The organism is Frigoribacterium sp. RIT-PI-h (assembly GCF_001297205.1).
In the GTDB taxonomy this organism is placed as follows: Bacteria; Actinomycetota; Actinomycetes; order Actinomycetales; family Microbacteriaceae; genus Frigoribacterium.
In genome coordinates, this window is record NZ_LHOZ01000067.1 from 12276 (window position 1) to 30056 (window position 17781).

At 71.9% G+C, this 17781-nt stretch carries 16 protein-coding genes; 12 read left to right on the forward strand and 4 right to left on the reverse strand.

Annotated features, from left to right (window positions below):
* The first annotated feature begins 50 nt into the window (after nt 1–50).
* From AEQ27_RS08320 to leuA, 5 genes are all read left to right on the forward strand, one after another.
* A complete protein-coding gene (locus AEQ27_RS08320) occupies nt 51–1313 on the forward strand; it encodes a sensor histidine kinase (RefSeq protein WP_054146223.1) in 1263 nt (420 codons plus the stop codon).
* Nucleotides 1310–2002, forward strand: coding sequence for a response regulator (locus AEQ27_RS08325; protein WP_369813612.1), 693 nt, complete (start codon nt 1310–1312; stop codon nt 2000–2002). Before AEQ27_RS08320 ends, AEQ27_RS08325 begins: the two co-directional genes overlap by 4 nt.
* 196 nt (nt 2003–2198) lie before the next feature.
* Nucleotides 2199–3542, forward strand: a complete 1344-nt coding sequence (locus AEQ27_RS08330; RefSeq protein WP_054146224.1) for an esterase family protein — start codon at nt 2199–2201, stop codon at nt 3540–3542.
* Entirely contained in the window at nt 3527–6127 is a 2601-nt protein-coding gene (locus AEQ27_RS08335) for a DUF2156 domain-containing protein (protein ID WP_054146225.1), read from the forward strand. Before AEQ27_RS08330 ends, AEQ27_RS08335 begins: the two co-directional genes overlap by 16 nt.
* A 207-nt stretch (nt 6128–6334) precedes the next feature.
* A complete protein-coding gene (leuA, locus tag AEQ27_RS08340; protein ID WP_054146226.1) occupies nt 6335–8095 on the forward strand; it encodes a 2-isopropylmalate synthase in 1761 nt (586 codons plus the stop codon).
* 271 nt (nt 8096–8366) lie between these two features.
* On the opposite strand, the gene AEQ27_RS08345 is transcribed toward leuA, so the two are convergent.
* Complete coding sequence (locus AEQ27_RS08345; protein WP_054146227.1) at nt 8367–9029, reverse strand: trimeric intracellular cation channel family protein; 663 nt, start codon at nt 9027–9029, stop codon at nt 8367–8369.
* A gap of 34 nt (nt 9030–9063) precedes the next feature.
* Here AEQ27_RS08345 and recO point away from each other — a divergent pair, with 34 nt between their 5' ends.
* Both recO and AEQ27_RS08355 read left to right on the forward strand, forming a co-directional pair.
* On the forward strand, nt 9064–9807 hold the full coding sequence (gene recO / locus AEQ27_RS08350; RefSeq protein ID WP_054146228.1) for a DNA repair protein RecO: 744 nt from the start codon (nt 9064–9066) through the stop codon (nt 9805–9807).
* The gene (locus tag AEQ27_RS08355) at nt 9804–10601 is read left to right on the forward strand and encodes an isoprenyl transferase (RefSeq protein ID WP_054146229.1); all 798 of its coding nucleotides are present in this window, start codon (nt 9804–9806) and stop codon (nt 10599–10601) included. Before recO ends, AEQ27_RS08355 begins: the two co-directional genes overlap by 4 nt.
* Nucleotides 10602–10612: 11 nt before the next feature.
* On the opposite strand, the gene AEQ27_RS08360 is transcribed toward AEQ27_RS08355, so the two are convergent.
* Nucleotides 10613–11278, reverse strand: coding sequence for a hypothetical protein (locus tag AEQ27_RS08360; RefSeq protein WP_152970243.1), 666 nt, complete (start codon nt 11276–11278; stop codon nt 10613–10615).
* Nucleotides 11279–11310: 32 nt separating this feature from the next.
* The gene (locus AEQ27_RS08365) at nt 11311–12267 is read right to left on the reverse strand and encodes a LysR family transcriptional regulator (RefSeq protein WP_054146231.1); all 957 of its coding nucleotides are present in this window, start codon (nt 12265–12267) and stop codon (nt 11311–11313) included.
* Nucleotides 12268–12348: 81 nt separating this feature from the next.
* Here AEQ27_RS08365 and AEQ27_RS08370 point away from each other — a divergent pair, with 81 nt between their 5' ends.
* The 5 genes from AEQ27_RS08370 to AEQ27_RS17760 all read left to right on the forward strand — a co-directional run bounded on the left by AEQ27_RS08370 (nt 12349) and on the right by AEQ27_RS17760 (nt 17255).
* Nucleotides 12349–13389 carry an aminotransferase class V-fold PLP-dependent enzyme gene (locus tag AEQ27_RS08370; protein ID WP_054146232.1) on the forward strand — a complete coding sequence of 347 codons (1041 nt, stop codon included), beginning with the start codon at nt 12349–12351 and terminating at the stop codon, nt 13387–13389.
* A 78-nt stretch (nt 13390–13467) separates the two neighbouring features.
* A complete protein-coding gene (locus AEQ27_RS08375) occupies nt 13468–14853 on the forward strand; it encodes a glycine--tRNA ligase (RefSeq protein ID WP_054146233.1) in 1386 nt (461 codons plus the stop codon).
* 488 nt (nt 14854–15341) lie between these two features.
* On the forward strand, nt 15342–16310 hold the full coding sequence (locus AEQ27_RS08380) for a hypothetical protein (RefSeq protein WP_054146234.1): 969 nt from the start codon (nt 15342–15344) through the stop codon (nt 16308–16310).
* Nucleotides 16311–16416: 106 nt separating this feature from the next.
* Nucleotides 16417–17085, forward strand: a complete 669-nt coding sequence (locus AEQ27_RS08385) for a DsbA family protein (RefSeq protein WP_054146235.1) — start codon at nt 16417–16419, stop codon at nt 17083–17085.
* Nucleotides 17082–17255: a hypothetical protein gene (locus AEQ27_RS17760; protein ID WP_161805508.1), complete on the forward strand. Its 174-nt coding sequence runs from the start codon at nt 17082–17084 to the stop codon at nt 17253–17255. Before AEQ27_RS08385 ends, AEQ27_RS17760 begins: the two co-directional genes overlap by 4 nt.
* Here the strand turns inward: AEQ27_RS17760 and AEQ27_RS08390 are convergent.
* Nucleotides 17245–17769, reverse strand: coding sequence for an aminoacyl-tRNA deacylase (locus AEQ27_RS08390; RefSeq protein WP_082383361.1), 525 nt, complete (start codon nt 17767–17769; stop codon nt 17245–17247). The two genes, AEQ27_RS17760 and AEQ27_RS08390, sit on opposite strands and share 11 nt — an antisense overlap.
* Nucleotides 17770–17781 lie beyond the last annotated feature (12 nt).

Here is a 17781-nt window from a genome sequence, read left to right on the forward strand (position 1 = left end):
GCGCCCGGCGGCCGGCCCGATCCGGCCGCCGAAGGTCGTACGGTGGTCGGGTGATCTTCCGACGCCTCGCGCCTTACCAGGTCGCCGTCGACCTGTCGGCGGCGTTCCTGCTCGGCGTGGTCGGCTTGGTGTTGAGCGACGGCGTCGCGACGACACCGTTCGTCGTGCTGGGCATGACGGTCACGTTCGCCCTGCGTCGGCTGTCGCCCGGGCTCGCCCTGACCCTCGCCTGGCTGGTCGCCGCGTCCCAGATGATCACGGGCAGCACGCCCGGTGTCACGAACCTCGCGATCTGCGCGGTGCTGTACTCCACGGCCGCGTACGGCACCGACCGGGTCAAGTGGTCGGGCCTGGTCTCCGTGGGCGTGGGGGCCCTCCTGGGCACGTTCTACCTCTCGTTCGTGCAGCAGAGCCTGTTCGGCGTCGACTACGACATCTACGCGGTGACCGACGTCGTCCGCATCCTCCTGCAGCTGGGGATCAGCCTCCTCGGATTCCTCGCCCTGCTCGGTCTGCCCTGGGCCGGGGGACTGCTGGCCCGGGCGCGATGGTCCGAGCGGCTCAGCCGTGAGGCGCGGCTCATCGCCGAACGCGAGACCGCCCGTGCCGAGAACGATGCCGCCCGGGCCGAACGCGAGGCCGCCCGAGCCGAGCGAGACATCGCCGTCGAGCAGGAACGCAACCGGATCGCCCGGGACATGCACGACGTCGTCGCCCACTCGCTGGCCGTCGTCATCGCCCAGGCCGACGGGGCCCGTTACGCCGCCCGGGTCGACCCGACCTCGGTCGACGGGGCGCTCACCACCATCGCCACGACGGCGCGCGAGGCACTGGGTGACGTCCGCGTGCTCCTCGGTCAGCTGCGGCACAGCCAGGGCGAGGCGCCGCAGCCCGCCCTCGGTGACCTCGACCGTCTGCTCGACCAGATGCGCGGCTCGGGCCTCATGGTCGACCTGCGCGTCACGGGCGAGCCCCAGGTGCTCGGGACCAACCGGCAGCTCGCCGTGTTCCGCATCGTGCAGGAGAGCCTGACCAACGTCCTCCGACACGGTGCCGTCGACCAGCCCGTGGGCCTGCACTTCGACTGGCGCTACGAGGCGCTGCACCTGGTGATCTCGAACGTCGTGCGGCCGCCGACGCGTCCGGTCGACACGACCGGCGACGAACGGCGGGGCGGCCACGGGCTCGACGGCATGCGCGAGCGTGCCACCCTGGCGGGCGGCTCGCTCACCACCCAGAACGCCGACGGACGCTTCGTCGTCCACGCCATCGTGCCGACCCTGGCACTGACCCAAGAGGTACGCATCCGATGATCGACATGCCCGGCCGCTCGACGGCACCCATCCGCGTCGCGCTGGTCGACGACCAGGCCCTGTTCCGTGCGGGCATCAAGATGCTGGTCGGCTCGCAGCCCGACCTCGAGTTCGTGGGCGAGGCCAGCAACGGCGACGAGGGCGTGGCCATGGTCGCGCGCACCACGCCCGACGTCGTCCTGATGGACATCCGCATGCCCGTCATGGACGGCATCGCCGCCACCACCGCCGTCCTGGCTCAGGCCGAGGCGGCCTCCCGTCGTCCGCCGCGCATCATCGTGCTGACGACGTTCGACCTCGACGAGGCCGCCACCCGGGCCATCCGAGGAGGCGCGAGCGGTTTCGTCCTCAAGGACGCCGACCCCGAGTTCCTCCTCGCCGCCATCCGGACCGTGCACGCGGGCAACGCCGTGATCGCGGCGTCCGCCACCCGTGAGCTCTTCGAGCACTTCGACGGACGCGCCTCCCGCGCCCGGGCCGTACCCGAGTCGTTCGGCACCCTCACCACCCGAGAGCGCGACATCTTCGACCTCGCGGCGCGGGGCCTCAGCAACTCCGAGATCGCGTCGCGGGAGTTCCTCAGCGAGGCGACCGTCAAGACCCACATCAGTCGTGTGCTGTCGAAGCTGTCCCTGCGTGACCGGGTGCAGCTCGTGGTCTACGCGTACGAACACGGGCTCGCCGAGTAGGCCCGAGACGGCGGCGCGACACGGTCGGTCGTCGACGGAGCGTCGTGCGATCGACCTGCGGGTGCCGTGTGGACGCTGACCGCACCTGATGAGACTGCTGTGATCGAGCGGCACGGCTCGTGTCGACCGGCTTCGTGGCGGCAGAGTGTCACCTGGGTGGTCACCACCCCGACACTCCGCTGAAAGAAGCCCTCGCATGAACTGGTTGCTGTCGGTCCCGTTGCTGTCGTCGACGGTGCTGTGGGTGGTCGACGTCGTCGCCGCCCTGGTCGCGATCGGACTCCTCGTCCGTCCGCGGACCCGCCGGACGTGGCGGCGGCGGATCGCCCTCGCGGTCCTCGTCGGAGCCGCCCCGGGCGCCGTCGTCACGTGGTGGCTCGGCGGCGTGCGCGGCGTGCTGGGCCTGTCGCCGCCCTGGGTGGAGCGCCTCTGGGTCGCCGCGGTGGGCGCCGGCCTCGGGGTCGTCGTCGTCAGCCTGTTCCGCACCCCGTGGTGGCGGAAGGTCGTGGCCGTGGTGGCGGTCCTGGTGTTCGCCCTGGCCGGGGGCCTGGCGCTGAACCGCGACGGCAGCGTGTACCAGAACCTGCCGCAGGCGCTCGGCCAGGACGAGGTGCCGCCTCTCGCGGCGACCGCCACCGCGCCTCCGTCCGCGGCTCCTGGCTCGACGGAGTTCGACCCGACCCTCTGGTCGACCTGGAAGGCCCCCGCCGACCTCCCGGCCACGGGCCGGTACGGCAGCGTGTCCATCCCCGGGACGGTCTCGCACTTCCCGGCACGCGACGCCGTCGTCTACCTGCCTCCCGCGGCCCTCGTGGCGAACGCCCCCGCCCTCCCGGTGATGATCATGATGTCGGGGCAACCGGCCGAACCGAGCTCGGTGGTCACGGCCGGCCACCTCGTCCGGACGCTGGACGCCTTCGCGGCGAAGAACCACGGTCTCGCGCCGATCGTCGTCGTGCCCGACCAGCTGAGTGCCGACGCGCACAACCCGATGTGCGGGGACGGCGCCCTGGGCAACAGCGCCACCTACATCACCACGGACGTGGTCGACTACATGACGAGCCACTTCCACGTGGCCTCCGGCTCGAGGGCGTGGGCGATCGGCGGGTTCTCGCAGGGGGGCCCCGGCTCGATCCAGTTCGCCGCGGCGCGACCCGACCTATTCTCGACCTTCATCGACGTGTCGGGTGAGCTCGGCCCGTCGATCGGCGACGAGAAGACCACGATCACCCAGGGCTTCGCCGGGAACCGAGCCGCGTACGAGGCCGCCCAGCCCCAGGCGATCATGGCCGAGCACGCGCCCTACGCGGACACCGCGGCGTTCTTCGCCGTCGGTTCCACCGACGCTCGGTACGGTCGGTTCATGACGGCGAACTCGGTGGCGGCGGCGAAGGCGGGCATGTCGGTGACGCGTTACGTGTCACCCGGCAGCGGACACGACTGGACGACCGCGACCGACGGCTTCGCCCACGGCATCGGGCAGTTCTACCCGCGCCTCGGCCTGAGCGCGGCGGTACAGACCCCGTGCGCGACGACGTGACCGTGGCCGGCCCGGACGCACCGCCTCCGCCCGACCCCCGCGAGCCCGAGCCCCACGAGCCGGGGCGGGTGCGACAGGCCGCAGAGGGCATCGGCACCCGCGTCGTTGCGTTCGTCCGCGCCCGTCCCGTGAGTCTCGTCCTCGCCCTGCTGCTCGTCGTGCTGGCCGTCGCCTCGGGCAGCCTCACGCACGCTCCGAGCGAGCGACTCCGGGACCTCGTCGGCGCGGGTCTCGACCCGTTCGAGGACCGCACCTCGTGGCTGCTCGTCTTCGGCTCGGTGTTCTTCGCCGGCGGTCCCGCCCAACTCGTCCTGGCCGTGGTCGGCGTCCTCGTGCTCGTGGGCGCCGCCGAGCGCCGCATGGGCTGGCGCCGCACGGTCGCGGCCTACCTCGTGACGGCCGTCGTGGCGACCGGCGTCGGCGTCGCGGTGCAGGCCCTGGGGCAGGCGGTCGGCGAGACCTGGGCCCTCGAGGTGGCCGCCGAGTCCACCCTCCACCCGCTCACGCCCGCCCTCGGCACGATCATGACCGCCAGCGCGTTCTTCGGGCCGCTCTGGCGCCGCCGCATCCGGCTGGTCGGCTTCTCGTTCGTGTTCGCCTTCGTGCTGTACGACGGGCATCCCTCCGGTCTCTACGCGCTCCTCGGCGCCCTCGTCGGGCTCGTGTTCGGGGTGGTGTCGGCCGGCCCTCCCGCCGAGCGCGGATGGCTGCGCAGCTCGCACCACGAGGTGCGCCGCCTCGCGTCGACCATCGTCGCGGTGACGGCGGTCGGTCCCGTCCTGACCCTGCTCACCCGCAGCCCCATCGGGGCGCTCTCGCCCCTCGGCATGCTGTTCCGTGACGTCCTGCCGGGGCGGTCGCTCTCGGCCGCCTGCGCGGCCGCGGGACAGGGCGCACCCGACCGGCACGCGCCTCCGATCGGGGCCTGCGCGCGGGCCGCGGCCCTCGCCGGCATCGACAGCGTGCCGACCGTCCTGCTCAGCCTGCTGCCGCTGGCCGTCCTGCTCGTGTGCGCCTGGTACCTGCGGCGGGGGCGTCGCCTCGCCCTCGACGTGGCCGTCGCGGTCGACGGGCTCCTCGCGGTCTTCGCCGGTCTCTACTACGTGGTGCTGCCCGTCACGACCGACCCGGTCGTCGACCAGCCCCGTCACGTGGTCGAGAGGGTGGTGCTCGCCGTCCTGGCGGTCGCCGTGCCGGCCGCGGTCGCCGTCGGGCTGTTCCTCCTCCGTCGTCACTTCGGCGTCGGGGCCGAGGGGACGCGACGGCCCCGGTTCGCCCTCGTCGTCGTGCTGTCGGGTGTCGTGCTGGCCGTGACGTTCGCCGTCCTCGCGTGGCTGGGACGCGCCTCCTTCGTCCCGGCGATCGAACCGTGGACGCTGCTGCTCGACGTGCCCGAACGCTTCGTGCCGGTCGGGTTCGTCGGGCTCACCCGCATCGGGCCGGTGCCCGACGGCGGCGTCGTCCGGGCCGCGTTCGAGTGGGTCGGGCCGCTCTGGTGGCTCGTCGTGCTGGTCGGGCTCGTGGTGGGTGCGACACGGCCGGGCGACGTCCGTCCCGACGCGGCGCGTGCCCAGGTGCGCGAGATCATCCACCGGGGGACGTCGGGCACGCTGTCGCACATGGCCCTGTGGGAGGGCAACCGGTACTGGTTCACGGCCGACGGTCGCGCCGCGGTCGCCTATCGCGTCGTCACGGACATCGCCATCACCACGGGTGAGCCGCTGTGCCCGGCCGACCGGCTCCCTGAGGTGACCCGTGAGTTCGCCCGCTGGTGCGACGACCAGGGCCTCACCCCGGTCTTCTACAGCGTGCGGGGCGAGCTCTCGCCCCTCTACGCCGAGATGGGCTGGGCGACGCTGCCCGTCGGCGAAGAGACCGTGCTCCACCCGGCCACCTTCGCCATGACCGGCAAGAAGTGGCAGGACGTCCGGTCGAGCATCAACCGCGCGACGAAGAACGGGGTCCGGGCCGAGTGGACCCGCTACGCCGACCTCCGTCCCGCGGTCGCCCGCCAGATCGGCGAGATCAGCGAGCAGTGGGTCGCCGAGAAGAACCTGCCCGAGATGGGCTTCACCCTCGGCGGCGTGGACGAGTTGCGCGACCCCGACGTGGCGCTGATGCTCGCCCTGGACGAGGACGACTCGGTCCAGGCCGTGACGAGCTGGCTGCCCTCCTGGCGCGACGGAGAGGTCGTCGGCTGGACGCTCGACTTCATGCGCCGTCGACCGGACAGCATGAACGGCGTGATGGAGTTCGTCATCGCGTCGTCGGCCCTGGCCATGAAAGAACAGGGCGTCGAGTTCCTCAGCCTCTCGGCGGCACCCCTCGCGACCAGTGCACCGTCGGACGGCCCGGCGACGCAGACCGAGCGCGTGCTGACCTTCCTCGGGCGCGTGCTCGAGCCGGCCTACGGATTCCAGACCCTGCTGACCTTCAAGAAGAAGTTCCAGCCCGAGTTCGTGCCGCTCGTCATGGCCTTCCCCGATCCCGTGCAGCTGCCGGCCATCGGCACGGCCCTCGGCCGCGCCTACCTGCCCGACCTCTCGGTCGGGGCCGTCGTGCGGCTCGTCCGCACGGTGGTCTGATCGGGCGGGGGAGCCGAGGAGGCGCGGTGCCGGTCCGCGACGACCCGCCCCTCCTCGGTCGGTGCTAGCCTCGTCACGTGTCCACCGGCCTGCTCCTCCTTAGCTGCCGCGGCGAGTCCTGACCCAGGCCCCCCTCGTCGCGGAGTTCGTCGTCGGCCGACACCCCCGCGAAGAGCAGCCCCTCGAGGGCGAGAGAGACCACAGGACATGAAGAACGCACAGCAGCCGTCGGCCATGCCGATCCACAAGTACCGGCCCTTCCACGAGCAGATCGCCGTCGACCTGCCCGACCGCACGTGGCCGTCCAAGCGCATCACCGAGGCACCGCGTTGGTGCGCCGTCGACCTGCGGGACGGCAACCAGGCGCTGATCGACCCGATGAGCCCCGAGCGCAAGCGCATCATGTTCGACCTGCTGGTCGGCATGGGCTACAAAGAGATCGAGGTCGGCTTCCCGAGCGCCTCGCAGACCGACTTCGACTTCGTGCGCAGCCTCATCGACGAGGGGGCCATCCCGGACGACGTGACGATCCAGGTGCTGACCCAGGCGCGCGAGCACCTGATCGCCCGCACCTACGAGTCGATCGCCGGCGCCAGGCAGGCCATCGTCCACCTGTACAACTCGACGAGCGTGCTGCAGCGCGACGTCGTGTTCCGCACCGACCGTCAGGGCATCGTCGACATCGCGCTCGAAGGCGTCCGGCTGTGCCTCGAGGCCGAGAAGACCATCCCCGAGACGGCCGTGTTCTACGAGTACTCGCCCGAGAGCTACACCGGCACCGAGCTCGACTTCGCGCTCGACATCTGCAACCAGGTGATCGAGGCCTTCGACGCGACGCCCGAGCGCCCCGTGATCGTGAACCTGCCGGCGACCGTCGAGATGGCGACCCCCAACGTCTACGCCGACTCGATCGAGTGGATGCACCGTCATCTGACCCGTCGCGACAGCGTCATCCTGTCGCTGCACCCGCACAACGACCGGGGCACGGGCATCGCCGCGGCCGAGCTGGGCTACCTGGCCGGGGCCGACCGCATCGAGGGCTGCCTCTTCGGCAACGGCGAGCGGACCGGCAACGTCGACCTCGTCGCGCTGGGCATCAACCTGTTCACCCAGGGCATCGACCCGCAGATCGATTTCAGCGACCTCGACATGGTCAAGCGCACCGCCGAGCACTGCAACCAGCTGCCCGTGCACGAGCGCAGCCCCTGGGCCGGCGACCTCGTCTACACGGCGTTCTCGGGCTCGCACCAGGACGCCATCAAGAAGGGCTTCGAGGCCATGGCCGCGACCGCGGCGTCACGTGGGGTCGACGTCGACGAGCTGGAATGGGCGGTCCCGTACCTGCCGGTCGACCCCAAAGACCTGGGTCGCAGCTACGAGGCGGTCATCCGCGTCAACTCGCAGTCGGGCAAGGGCGGCGTGGCCTACCTGCTCAAGGCTGACCACGCGATCGACCTGCCGCGCAAACTGCAGATCGAGTTCAGCGGCGTCGTCCAGTCACGCACCGACGAAGAGGGCGGCGAGATGACGAGCGCCCACATCTGGTCGATCTTCCAGGACGAGTACCTGCCCGCCGACGACGCCGACGACAAGTGGGGTCGCTTCGAGCTGACCCGGACGAGCACCTCGAGCGACATGTCGGGCGAGACCGTGCTCGACGTCGACCTGCGGGTCGGCGAGACCGTCGAGTCGACCTCGGCCCGCGGCACCGGGCCCATCGCGGCGTTCATCGCCGTGCTCGCCGAGCAGGGCGTCCAGGTCAAGCTGTACGACTACGTCGAGCACACGCTCAGCGCGTCGGGCGACGCGCAGGCCGCTGCCTACGTCGAGCTCGACGTCGACGGCACCCGGCTCTGGGGCGTCGGCATCGACGCCGACATCTCGACGGCCTCGCTCAAGGCCATCGTCTCGGCGGTGAACCGTGCCATCCGCACGACGACCGACGTGCACGAGCTCGCCTCGGTCTGAGCGGCCTGCCCCGTCCGGACCCGCACGTCTCGACCCGCCCCCGGTGCCTTCGGCGCCGGGGGCGTCGTCGTGCGGGACGGGTGCCGGCGTGGGGCCGCGGTGTCGGTCTGCGGCCTGAGGTGCGGGCAACTCCTGCCTGGTGTCGCGCGCGGGTGCGGGTGTGCGGCGTGTCGGGGTCCGCTGGCGCAGGGGGCAGGAGTTGCCGACACGGGCGGCGCCGGGCCGACGGGGTGCAAGGGCCGGCACCGCGCGCCGAGCGCCGGCAGCGGGGTCAGCGGGGCCGGCGCCAGCGGGGGAGCCGGCTGAGGGCGCGCTGTTCGGGCAGGGTCCACCCGAACCGCACCGCCAGCATGCGGATGACCAGCGTGATCGACGTGCCCGCGATGGCGGAGACGGCCACGGGTGCCCCGAGCGACACGGCCACCACCAGAACGACGGTGCCCCCGGCCGCCGCCACGGCGTAGAGCGACCCCACGTGCATCATCGCGATGGTGAGGTTCATCAGCAGGTCGCGCAGCACCGAGCCGCCGACGGCGGCGATGACCCCGACGAACACGGCGGGGATCTCGGGCAGTCCGAGCGAGTGCGCCTTGGTCGACCCGATCGCGCCGAGCAGGCCGATCGTCAGGGCGTCGAGCACGGTGATGACCCCCGCCAGCCGGGTGAACACCCGCTGCAGAGCCATGCCGACGATCGCGGCCGCGACGGCGACGAGCAGGTACCAGTTGCTCGTCATGGCCCGGGGCACCTCGCCGAGCAGGACGTCGCGCAGCACGCCGCCGCCGAGTCCGGTGGCGATGCCGATGATGGCGATGCCGAGCAGGTCGAGGCGGCGGTCCTTGTACTCGGAGGCGAACATCGCCCCCTGCAGGCTGCCGATGCCGACGGCGAGGAGGTCCACCCACAGGGGTACGGCGAAGGCTGTGGCGTGCACCTGACGTTTGTACCACGCGTGCGATGCTTGGTCGGTGCCCGTCTACCGTGATGAATGCGTCGTGTTGCGCACCCACAAGCTGGGTGAGGCCGACCGCATCCTCACGATGCTCAGCCGCAACCACGGCAAGATCCGGGCCGTGGCCAAGGGCGTCCGGCGGACCGCTTCGAAGTTCGGTGCGCGCCTCGAGCCGATGATGGTCGCCGACCTGCAGCTCTACGAGGGCCGGTCGCTCGACATCGTGCAGCAGGCCGAGTCGCTCGGCTCGTACGGTGCCGTGATCGCGGCCGACTACGAGAGCTACACGGCCGGCAGCGTCATGGTCGAGACCGCCGACAAGCTGACCGAGGCCGAGGCGGGTCTGCAGCAGTACCTCCTGCTCGTCGGGGCCCTCCGCTCGCCCCCCCGCCACGAGCACGCCCCCCAGCTCACGCTCGACTCGTCCCTCCTGCGCGCGCTCAGCATCGCGGGCTGGTCGCCGAGCTTCGGCGACTGCGCCGTCACCGGTGAACCCGGGCCGCATTCGGCCTTCGTCGTGCAGCTGGGTGGTGTGGTGGCCGACTCGCACGCGCCTCCCGGCGCTCCGCGGTTGACGCAGGAGGCGCTGGCCCTGTTGGGCGCGTTGCTCACGGGGGACTGGGGCCACGCCGAAGACGCGCCCGACGCGACCCGCAACCAGGCGAGCGGCGTCGTCGCCGCCTACACGCAGTGGCACCTCGAACGGGGACTGCGATCGTTGCAGCACGTCGACCGGGTGCCCGGAAGAGAGAGACCGTGAAGAAGACCCACCGCGACGCCGCCGACTTCCGCCCGCTCGACTGGACCGGCGTCCATCCGCCGGCGATGCCGAAGGGCGCCGTGCCTGAACACGTCGCGATCGTCATGGACGGCAACGGGCGCTGGGCCAACGGGCGCGGGCTCACCCGCGTCGAAGGGCACAAGGCGGGCGAGATGTCGCTGCTCGACGTGGTCGCCGGGGCGATCCAGATCGGCGTGAAGCACCTCAGCGTGTACGCGTTCTCGACCGAGAACTGGAAGCGCTCGCCCGACGAGGTGCGCTTCCTGATGGGCTTCAACCGCGACGTGCTGCACCGCCGACGCGACCAGCTGAACGCGTGGGGGGTGCGGGTCCGCTGGGCCGGGCGGAAACCACGGCTGTGGGGGTCGGTCATCAAAGAACTGCAGTTCGCCGAAGAGCTGACGAAGGGCAACGACGTCCTGACGCTGACGATGTGCGTCAACTACGGCGGGCGGACCGAGATCGCCGACGCGATGCGCTCGATCGCCGACGACGTCGCCGCCGGGCGGCTCAAGCCCTCGGCCGTCGGCGAGAAGCTGATCCAGAAGCGGCTGTACGCTCCCGAACTGCCCGACGTCGACCTGTTCGTGCGCAGCTCGGGCGAACAGCGGACGAGCAACTTCATGCTCTGGCAGTCCGCCTACGCCGAGATGGTGTTCCTCGACCAGCTGTGGCCCGACTTCACCCGCACCGACCTGTGGCAGGCCGTCGAGATGTACGCCTCGCGCACCCGTCGGTTCGGGGGAGCGGTGGACGCCCCCAGCCCGGCCTGACCGGTCGGCCGTCAGAACTGGATGTTCGCGCCCAGGAAGATCCGCTCGGCCGGCCACAGGAACTGCAGGGTCAGCGGACCGTCGCTCGCCCGGTGGAACCAGGCGTTGGCGAAGACCGTGGACTCGCCGGGCAGCAGGTACCAGTTCGCGCTGTCGGCCGGGAACTTCGACTCGAGCGAGGTCTCGTAACCCATCTGGGTCAACAGGTCCTGCCCGGCGAAGACGTCCTGCGTGGCGAGGTCGTTGCCGTACGACGAGTAGTCGGCGCTCAGGTCGGTCAGGTCGAGCCGACGCTGCGAGTTGTTCGTCAGGACGTAGGCCGTGACCTCGACGTCGGTGCCCGCCGGGTAGGGATCGGTGCCGTCGGGGCGGGCGTAGATCGAGGGGGCCGTGGTCGTCAGCTCGCCGACGCCGTAGACGTAGATGGTGAGGTCCTTGTAGTTGACCTGGCCGGGCAGCGTGCCGCCGGGGGCGAGGGCGTCGGGTTGCGACCCGGTGCCTCCGCCGGTTCCGGGCGCGCCCGTCACCTGGGGCTGAGGGGCGCCGCTCGCGCCCGAGGTCGGCGTCGACCCGTCCGCACCGACGGGTGTGAGGTCGTCGAGGCTCGGGAAGCAGCCGGTCAGCCCGACGAGGGCCAGCACCGAGACGGCGATGCCGACGGTCAGTCTTCTGCGCACGACCTGCACCTCTCCTGGTTCGTCGGGCCAGCCTAACCCGGAGCCACGGACAGCTCGCCCCGTCGGACCGGCACGAGGCCCAGCGCGTCGCCGTCCACCTGCTCGAAGGCGTCCAGGACCGCCCGCACGCTCGGTACGCGGTCACCGCCGCGTCCGTGGACGACGTGCACCACGCGGGCGAGCCCCTCGTCCAGGCCGACCACGCGCACCCCGGGAGGCACCGCGGCGGAGACCAACGACAGCCCCGGCAGCAGCGCGACGCCAAGCCCTGCCGCGACGAGCCCCAGCACGGCCAGGGCGTTGTCCGTCTCGAGCACGATCTCGGGCTCGAACCCGGACGCGGCGCACGTGGCGAGCAGGTGACCCCGGCAGCGCGGGCATCCGCCGATCCACCTCTCATGCGCCAGGCCGGCGAAGTCGTCGCCGCGGACGAACGGGTGCGCCGTCGGCAGGACCAGCACCGTGCGGTCGACGAAGGAGGCGCGGTGCAGCAGCCCGTCGAGGTCGCGTTCGCCCCCGGGGTCGCCCCCGTGGCGGACGGCGACCGCGACGTCCGCCGGGCCGTCCCGCAGTCGTGCCAGCGCCTCCGGCGGTTCCGCCTCGACGTAGTCGACCGTCAGGCCGGGGTGCCGGTCGCGCAGCCGCGACAGCACGTCGGGGACGATCGTGGACGACGCGCTGGGGAAGCCGGCCAGCGTGACGCGGCCCGTGGCGACGCCGCCCAGGGCGTCGAGGTCCTGTCGCGCGGCGTCGAGGGCGGCCTGCACGTGCACGGCGTGGGCCGCGAGCCTCTGCCCGGCCTCGGTCAGGGCGACGCCGCGTCCCGCGCGCAGCACGAGCGGCTGACCGACCTGGCGTTCGGCCCGCCGGAGCTGCTGGCTGACGGCGGGGTGGCTGTAGCCGAGCAGGGCGGCGGCCGCCGGGATCGGGCCGGTGTCCGCGACGGCACGGACGACGCGCAAGGACGCGAGGTCGAGATCGTCGGTCATGCTCGAATCATAAGCCGGTGTGATGGATGACCTCAGACACTGGCGGTTGTCCCGCGATCTCGGCGGGAGGAGCCTGAGGGCATGACCGAGCCCCGTCCCGACCTCTTCGCCTCTGCCCCGGGGTACCTCGCGGCCTGCACCATGGGCCTGCCGATGCGGTCGACGGTCGAGGCACTGCGAGCCGACCTCGACCGGTGGTCGTCCGGTGGGGCCGGGCCCGTCGCCTACGGCGCCGTCGTCGAGGAGGCGCGCGCGGCCTTCGCCCGTCTGGCCCGGGTCCACGTCGGCCGCGTCGCCATCGCGTCCCAGACGTCGGCGATGGTCGCCGTGATCGCGGCCTCGGTCCCGGACGGGGCCGAGGTGCTCGTGCCCACGGGCGACTTCAGCTCGATCGTCTACCCCTTCGTGGTCCAGGAGGCGCGGGGCGTCCGGGTCCGGAGCGGCCCGCTCGACGAGGTGGCCGGCTCCGTCGGGCCCGACACGCACCTCGTGGCCTGGTCAGCCGTCCAGTCCGCCACGGGAGAGGTCGCCGACGACGCGGCCAGCGTCGCCGCGGCGGCCCGTCACGGGGCGCTCACGCTGTGCGACCTGACCCCGGCCGCGGGCGTGCGACCCGTCGACGCCTCGCGGTACGACGCCAGCGTCACCCACGCCTACAAGTGGTTGTGCTGCCCGCGCGGGGTGGCGTTCCTCACCCTGGGGGAGCGGCTCCAGCGCCTCCTGGTGCCGGCACAGGCCGGCTGGTACGCGGGCGACGACGTGTGGGGCTCGTGCTACGGCCCCGAGATGCGACTCGCCGCGGACGCCCGCGCGTTCGACGTCTCGCCCGCCTGGCAGGCCTGGGCGGGGGCGCTGCCCGCGCTCCGCACGTTCGCCGGGCTCGACGCCGACGAGACCTGGGCGCACGCCGCCGGGACGGGCGACGCGCTCTGCTCGCGGCTCGGGATCGAGGCGCAGGGTCGCGCGATCGTGACCTGGGCCGATCCCGACGGACGCGACCAGCGCCTCCTCGGCGACGCCGGTCTCGTGGTGTCGGGGCGCGCCGGTCGCGTCCGCGTGGCGTTCCACCTCTGGAACGACGAGAGCGACGTCGAGGCCGTCGCCGTCGCGCTCGGCCGGTGACGCGCCGCCGCTAGAGTTGCCGGGTACCTCGACCGACCGGGCACCCAGCTCGGGCCTCAACTCATCGGAGCATCACACGTGGCAGCACCCAACCGTCTCGATTCCGTCATCGCCCTGGCCAAGCGCCGCGGCTTCGTCTTCCAGTCGGGAGAGATCTACGGCGGTTCGCGCTCGGCCTGGGACTACGGGCCCCTCGGCGTCGCCCTGAAGGAGAACATCAAGCGCCAGTGGTGGCAGACCATGGTGCAGGGCCGCGACGACGTCGTCGGCCTCGACTCGGCGGTCATCCTGCCGCGTCAGGTGTGGGAGGCCTCGGGCCACGTCGAGGTCTTCAGCGACCCGCTGGTCGAGTCGCTGCACACCCACAAGCGCTACCGCGCCGACCACCTGCTCGAGGCGTACGAGGCCAAGCACGGCCACCCGCCCGAGAACGGCCTGGCCGACGTCCGCGACCCCGACACGGGGCAGCCCGGCTCGTGGACCGAACCGCAGAACTTCTCGGGCCTGCTCAAGACCTTCCTCGGCCCGGTCGACAACGAGCAGGGCATGGCCTACCTGCGGCCCGAGACCGCGCAGGGCATCTTCACCAACTTCGACAACATCCTGCAGTCGTCGCGCATCAAGCCGCCGTTCGGCATCGGTCAGATCGGCAAGAGCTTCCGCAACGAGATCACGCCCGGCAACTTCATCTTCCGCACGCGCGAGTTCGAGCAGATGGAGATGGAGTTCTTCGTCGAGCCCGGCACCGACGAAGAGTGGCACCAGTACTGGATCGACCAGCGGTTCCAGTGGTACGTCGACCTCGGCATCGACCCCGAGAACCTGCGCCTCTACGAGCACGCCGCCGAGAAGCTCTCGCACTACTCGAAGCGCACCGTCGACATCGAATACCGCTTCCGGTTCGCCGGCGGCGAGTTCGGCGAGCTCGAGGGCATCGCGAACCGCACCGACTACGACCTCAAGACCCACGCCGCCGCCTCGGGCAAGGACCTGACCTACTTCGACCAGGCCAAGAACGAGCGCTGGACGCCTTACGTCATCGAGCCCGCGGCAGGCCTGACCCGCTCGCTCATGGCGTTCCTCGTCGACGCCTACACCGAAGACGAGGCGCCGAACGCGAAGGGCGGTGTCGACAAGCGCACCGTCCTGAAGCTCGACCGGCGCCTGGCTCCGATCAAGGTCGCCGTCCTGCCGCTCAGCCGCAACGAGCAGCTGTCGCCCATGGCCCGAGGGCTCGCCGCCGACCTCCGCAAGTACTGGAACATCGACTTCGACGACGCGGGGGCCATCGGCCGCCGTTACCGCCGCCAGGACGAGATCGGCACGCCGTTCTGCGTCACCGTCGACTTCGACTCGCTCGAGGACGACGCCGTGACCGTGCGCGAGCGCGACACCATGGCACAGCAGCGCATCCCGCTGGCCGGGCTCAGGGCCTACCTGGCCGAGCAACTGCTCGGCGCGTAGCCGCCCGGGTCGCCCCACCCCTCGACGGGCCCTCGTCGTGCACCCGCTGCACGCCGAGGGCCCGTTCCCTCGTGTCGGCAACTCCTGCCTCCTGTGCCGCCGCGCCCCGGGCGCCCGGGTGTCGTCGGCTCGAAGGGCACGGAGCAGGAGTTGTCGACCACCCTGGCCCGCGGCCGCCCTCGCCTCGCGGCCCGGCCGCCTGAGCTCCTGCCCGCACTCGCTCGCGCCCACCCGGCGCTCATCCACCCGGCGCTCATCCACCCGGTCTCAGCCCACCCGCCCTGGCGGCAACTCCTGCTTCCTGCCGCGACCTGAACCGAGCACGCGGCGTGTCGTCCGTGGACGATGCACGAGGCAGGAGTTGCCCGCGCCCGACCGGCGCTCCGTGCGACGAGGACTCGCCCCCCGGGGGTCCCAGGTGAGGCCGCCGTCCCCAGATCCCCCGTACTCTCCACACCAGGGGGGTACCTCTCGGGACGCTGTGGGGCATGACCACGATCTCCGAACTCGTCTCCGACGCCGGTGGCTTGCTGCACAAGCGTGATCTCGTCGCGGCGGGTGCGACGGACCGCCATCTGACCGTCGCCGTCAGCTCCCGCACGGTCCGTCGACCCCGCCGCGGCTGGTATTCGACGTGGCCGCGCCATGATCCGCGCTTCGTGGCCGTCGCGGTGGGGGGACGCCTCACCGGTGCGGCCGCCCTGCACCAGCCCGGGGCGTGGTCGTGGCGACGTCCGCCGATCACGGTCTCGGTGCCCGAGACCGCGTCCCGCCTCCGCCGGCGACGGGGCGTCCGCGTCGTCTGGGACCCTGTCGAACTCGGTTCCCGTGGCTCGACCTGGGCGGGGGACCCACGAGACGCTCTCGCCCGCGCGGTGGTCGAAGCGAAGTCCCTCGAGGACGCGGTCATCTTGGTCGACTGGGCACGCAGCGTCGGCATCGTGACCGACGACGAGGACGCCGCCGAGGTCCTGGCACGGAAACGCGCTGACGCTGCTGGGCTGGTGGCCTGGAGCGACGGGGGAGCCGAGAGCATCCTCGAGTCGACGGCCGGGACGAGGCTTCGGCGGGCCGGACACCCCGTCGTGCGACAGGTGCCCGTCGGCACCACGGGCAAGATCCTCGACATGCTCGGCGACGGTGTCGTCGGTCTCGAGACCGACGGTCGCGAGCACCACGAGAGCCGCTTCGACCGGGACCGTCTCAAGGACGCAGACATCGCCCTCGACGGACATGTCCCGTTCCGGGCGGGGACGATCATGGTGCGAGACCTGTGGGCCCGCACGTCGGCCGCGATCGAGGCCCTGATCACCACGGCGGGCGGTCCGAGACCGGTGTCACGTGTCGGCAACTCCTGCCTCCCGCGTGTGCTCGGGCCGCGGGGCCGCAGGAACTGGCGGCTCGCCGCACCGGGCCGACGCAGGAGGCAGGAGTTGCCGACAGGGGAAGGCGGGTGAGGGCGACGCGCGACGGGGTGAAGCGCGTGAGGGCGAAGCGCGACGGGGCGGTGGAAGTGGTGAGGGCGCGGGGAATGGTGAGGCCCCCGCGCGAGTTGGTCCTGCCGTGACCGCAGACTCCGCCACCCCGTCCGCGACCGTCAAGGTCGACATCTGGTCCGACATCGCCTGCCCGTGGTGCTTCATCGGCAAGCGCAAGTTCGAAGAGGCGGTCCGACGTTTCGACGGCCCCGTCGAGGTCGAGTACCACTCGTTCGAGCTCTCACCCGACACCCCGGTCGACTTCGAAGGCGACGAGGTCGACTTCCTCTCGAAGCACAAGGGGATGCCCGCCGACCAGGTCCGCGGCATGCTCGACACCGTCGCCGGCATCGCGTCCGAGGTCGGCCTCGCCTACGACTTCGAGCACCTTCAGCACACCAACACGGTCAAGGCGCACGAGCTGCTGCACTTCGCCAAGGCCAACGGTCGCCAGGCCGAGATGAAGGAGCGCCTCCTCCACGCCTACTTCGAGGAAGGCCGCCACGTGGGCCGCGTCGACGATCTCGTCGCGCTGGCCATGGAGGTCGGTCTCGATGAACAGGAGGCGCGCGAGGCTCTCGAGACCGGGCGCCACCTCGGCGACGTGCGGGCCGACCAGGCGCAGGCGCAGGCCTTCGGCATCACCGGCGTCCCGTTCTTCGTCCTCGACGGCCAGTACGGCATCTCGGGCGCCCAGGCTCCCGAGACCTTCGTCCAGGCCCTCGAGCAGGTCGCCTCCGAGGTGGCCCGATGAGCGACCCCACCGGGGTCGCTACGCCGCCCGTGCCGTTCACCATGCTCGGCGCACCGGACGCCGCCGTCTGCGAGGGGGATTCCTGCCTCGTCGACCTGCCGAGCACCGCCGGTGGGTCCTCCGATCGGACCCCGGACGACGAGCCCGGGAGGCGCGGCGTCAGTCGCTGATGTCGGCCACGGTCGCGTCGTACCCTGCGATCAGGTCGTCGGCCTGGACGAAGGCGCTGAAGCCGTGGGCTCCGGCACCCAGGGCGACGCGCCTCCCGACGATGCGGGAGTCCGCGACCACCGGCCACGCGGTCGAGCTGCCCAGGGGAGTGATCGTGCCCCGTTCGTACCCGGTGACCTCGAGCGCGACGTCCGCGCTCGGCATCGACAGCTTGTTGACGCCGACGACCGCTCGGAGCTTCGCCCACGAGATCTGTCGGTCGCCCGGGACGAGCGCGAACAGGAACGAGCCGTCGTGCCGTTTGACCACCAGGCTCTTCACGATGTCGGAGGGCTGCAGTCCGAGCAACGCGGCGGCGGCCTCGAGCGAGTCGGCCGCCGGACGCGCCACGATCTCGACCGCGAGACCGTGTGCGGCGGCGTCCGTGCGCACACGCCCCGTGCCGTCGACCCGCCCCGGGTCGCCCCCGACGTCCGCGTCGTCCACACCACTCGTCAGCCTGCCGTCGCTCATGGGAGAATCGTA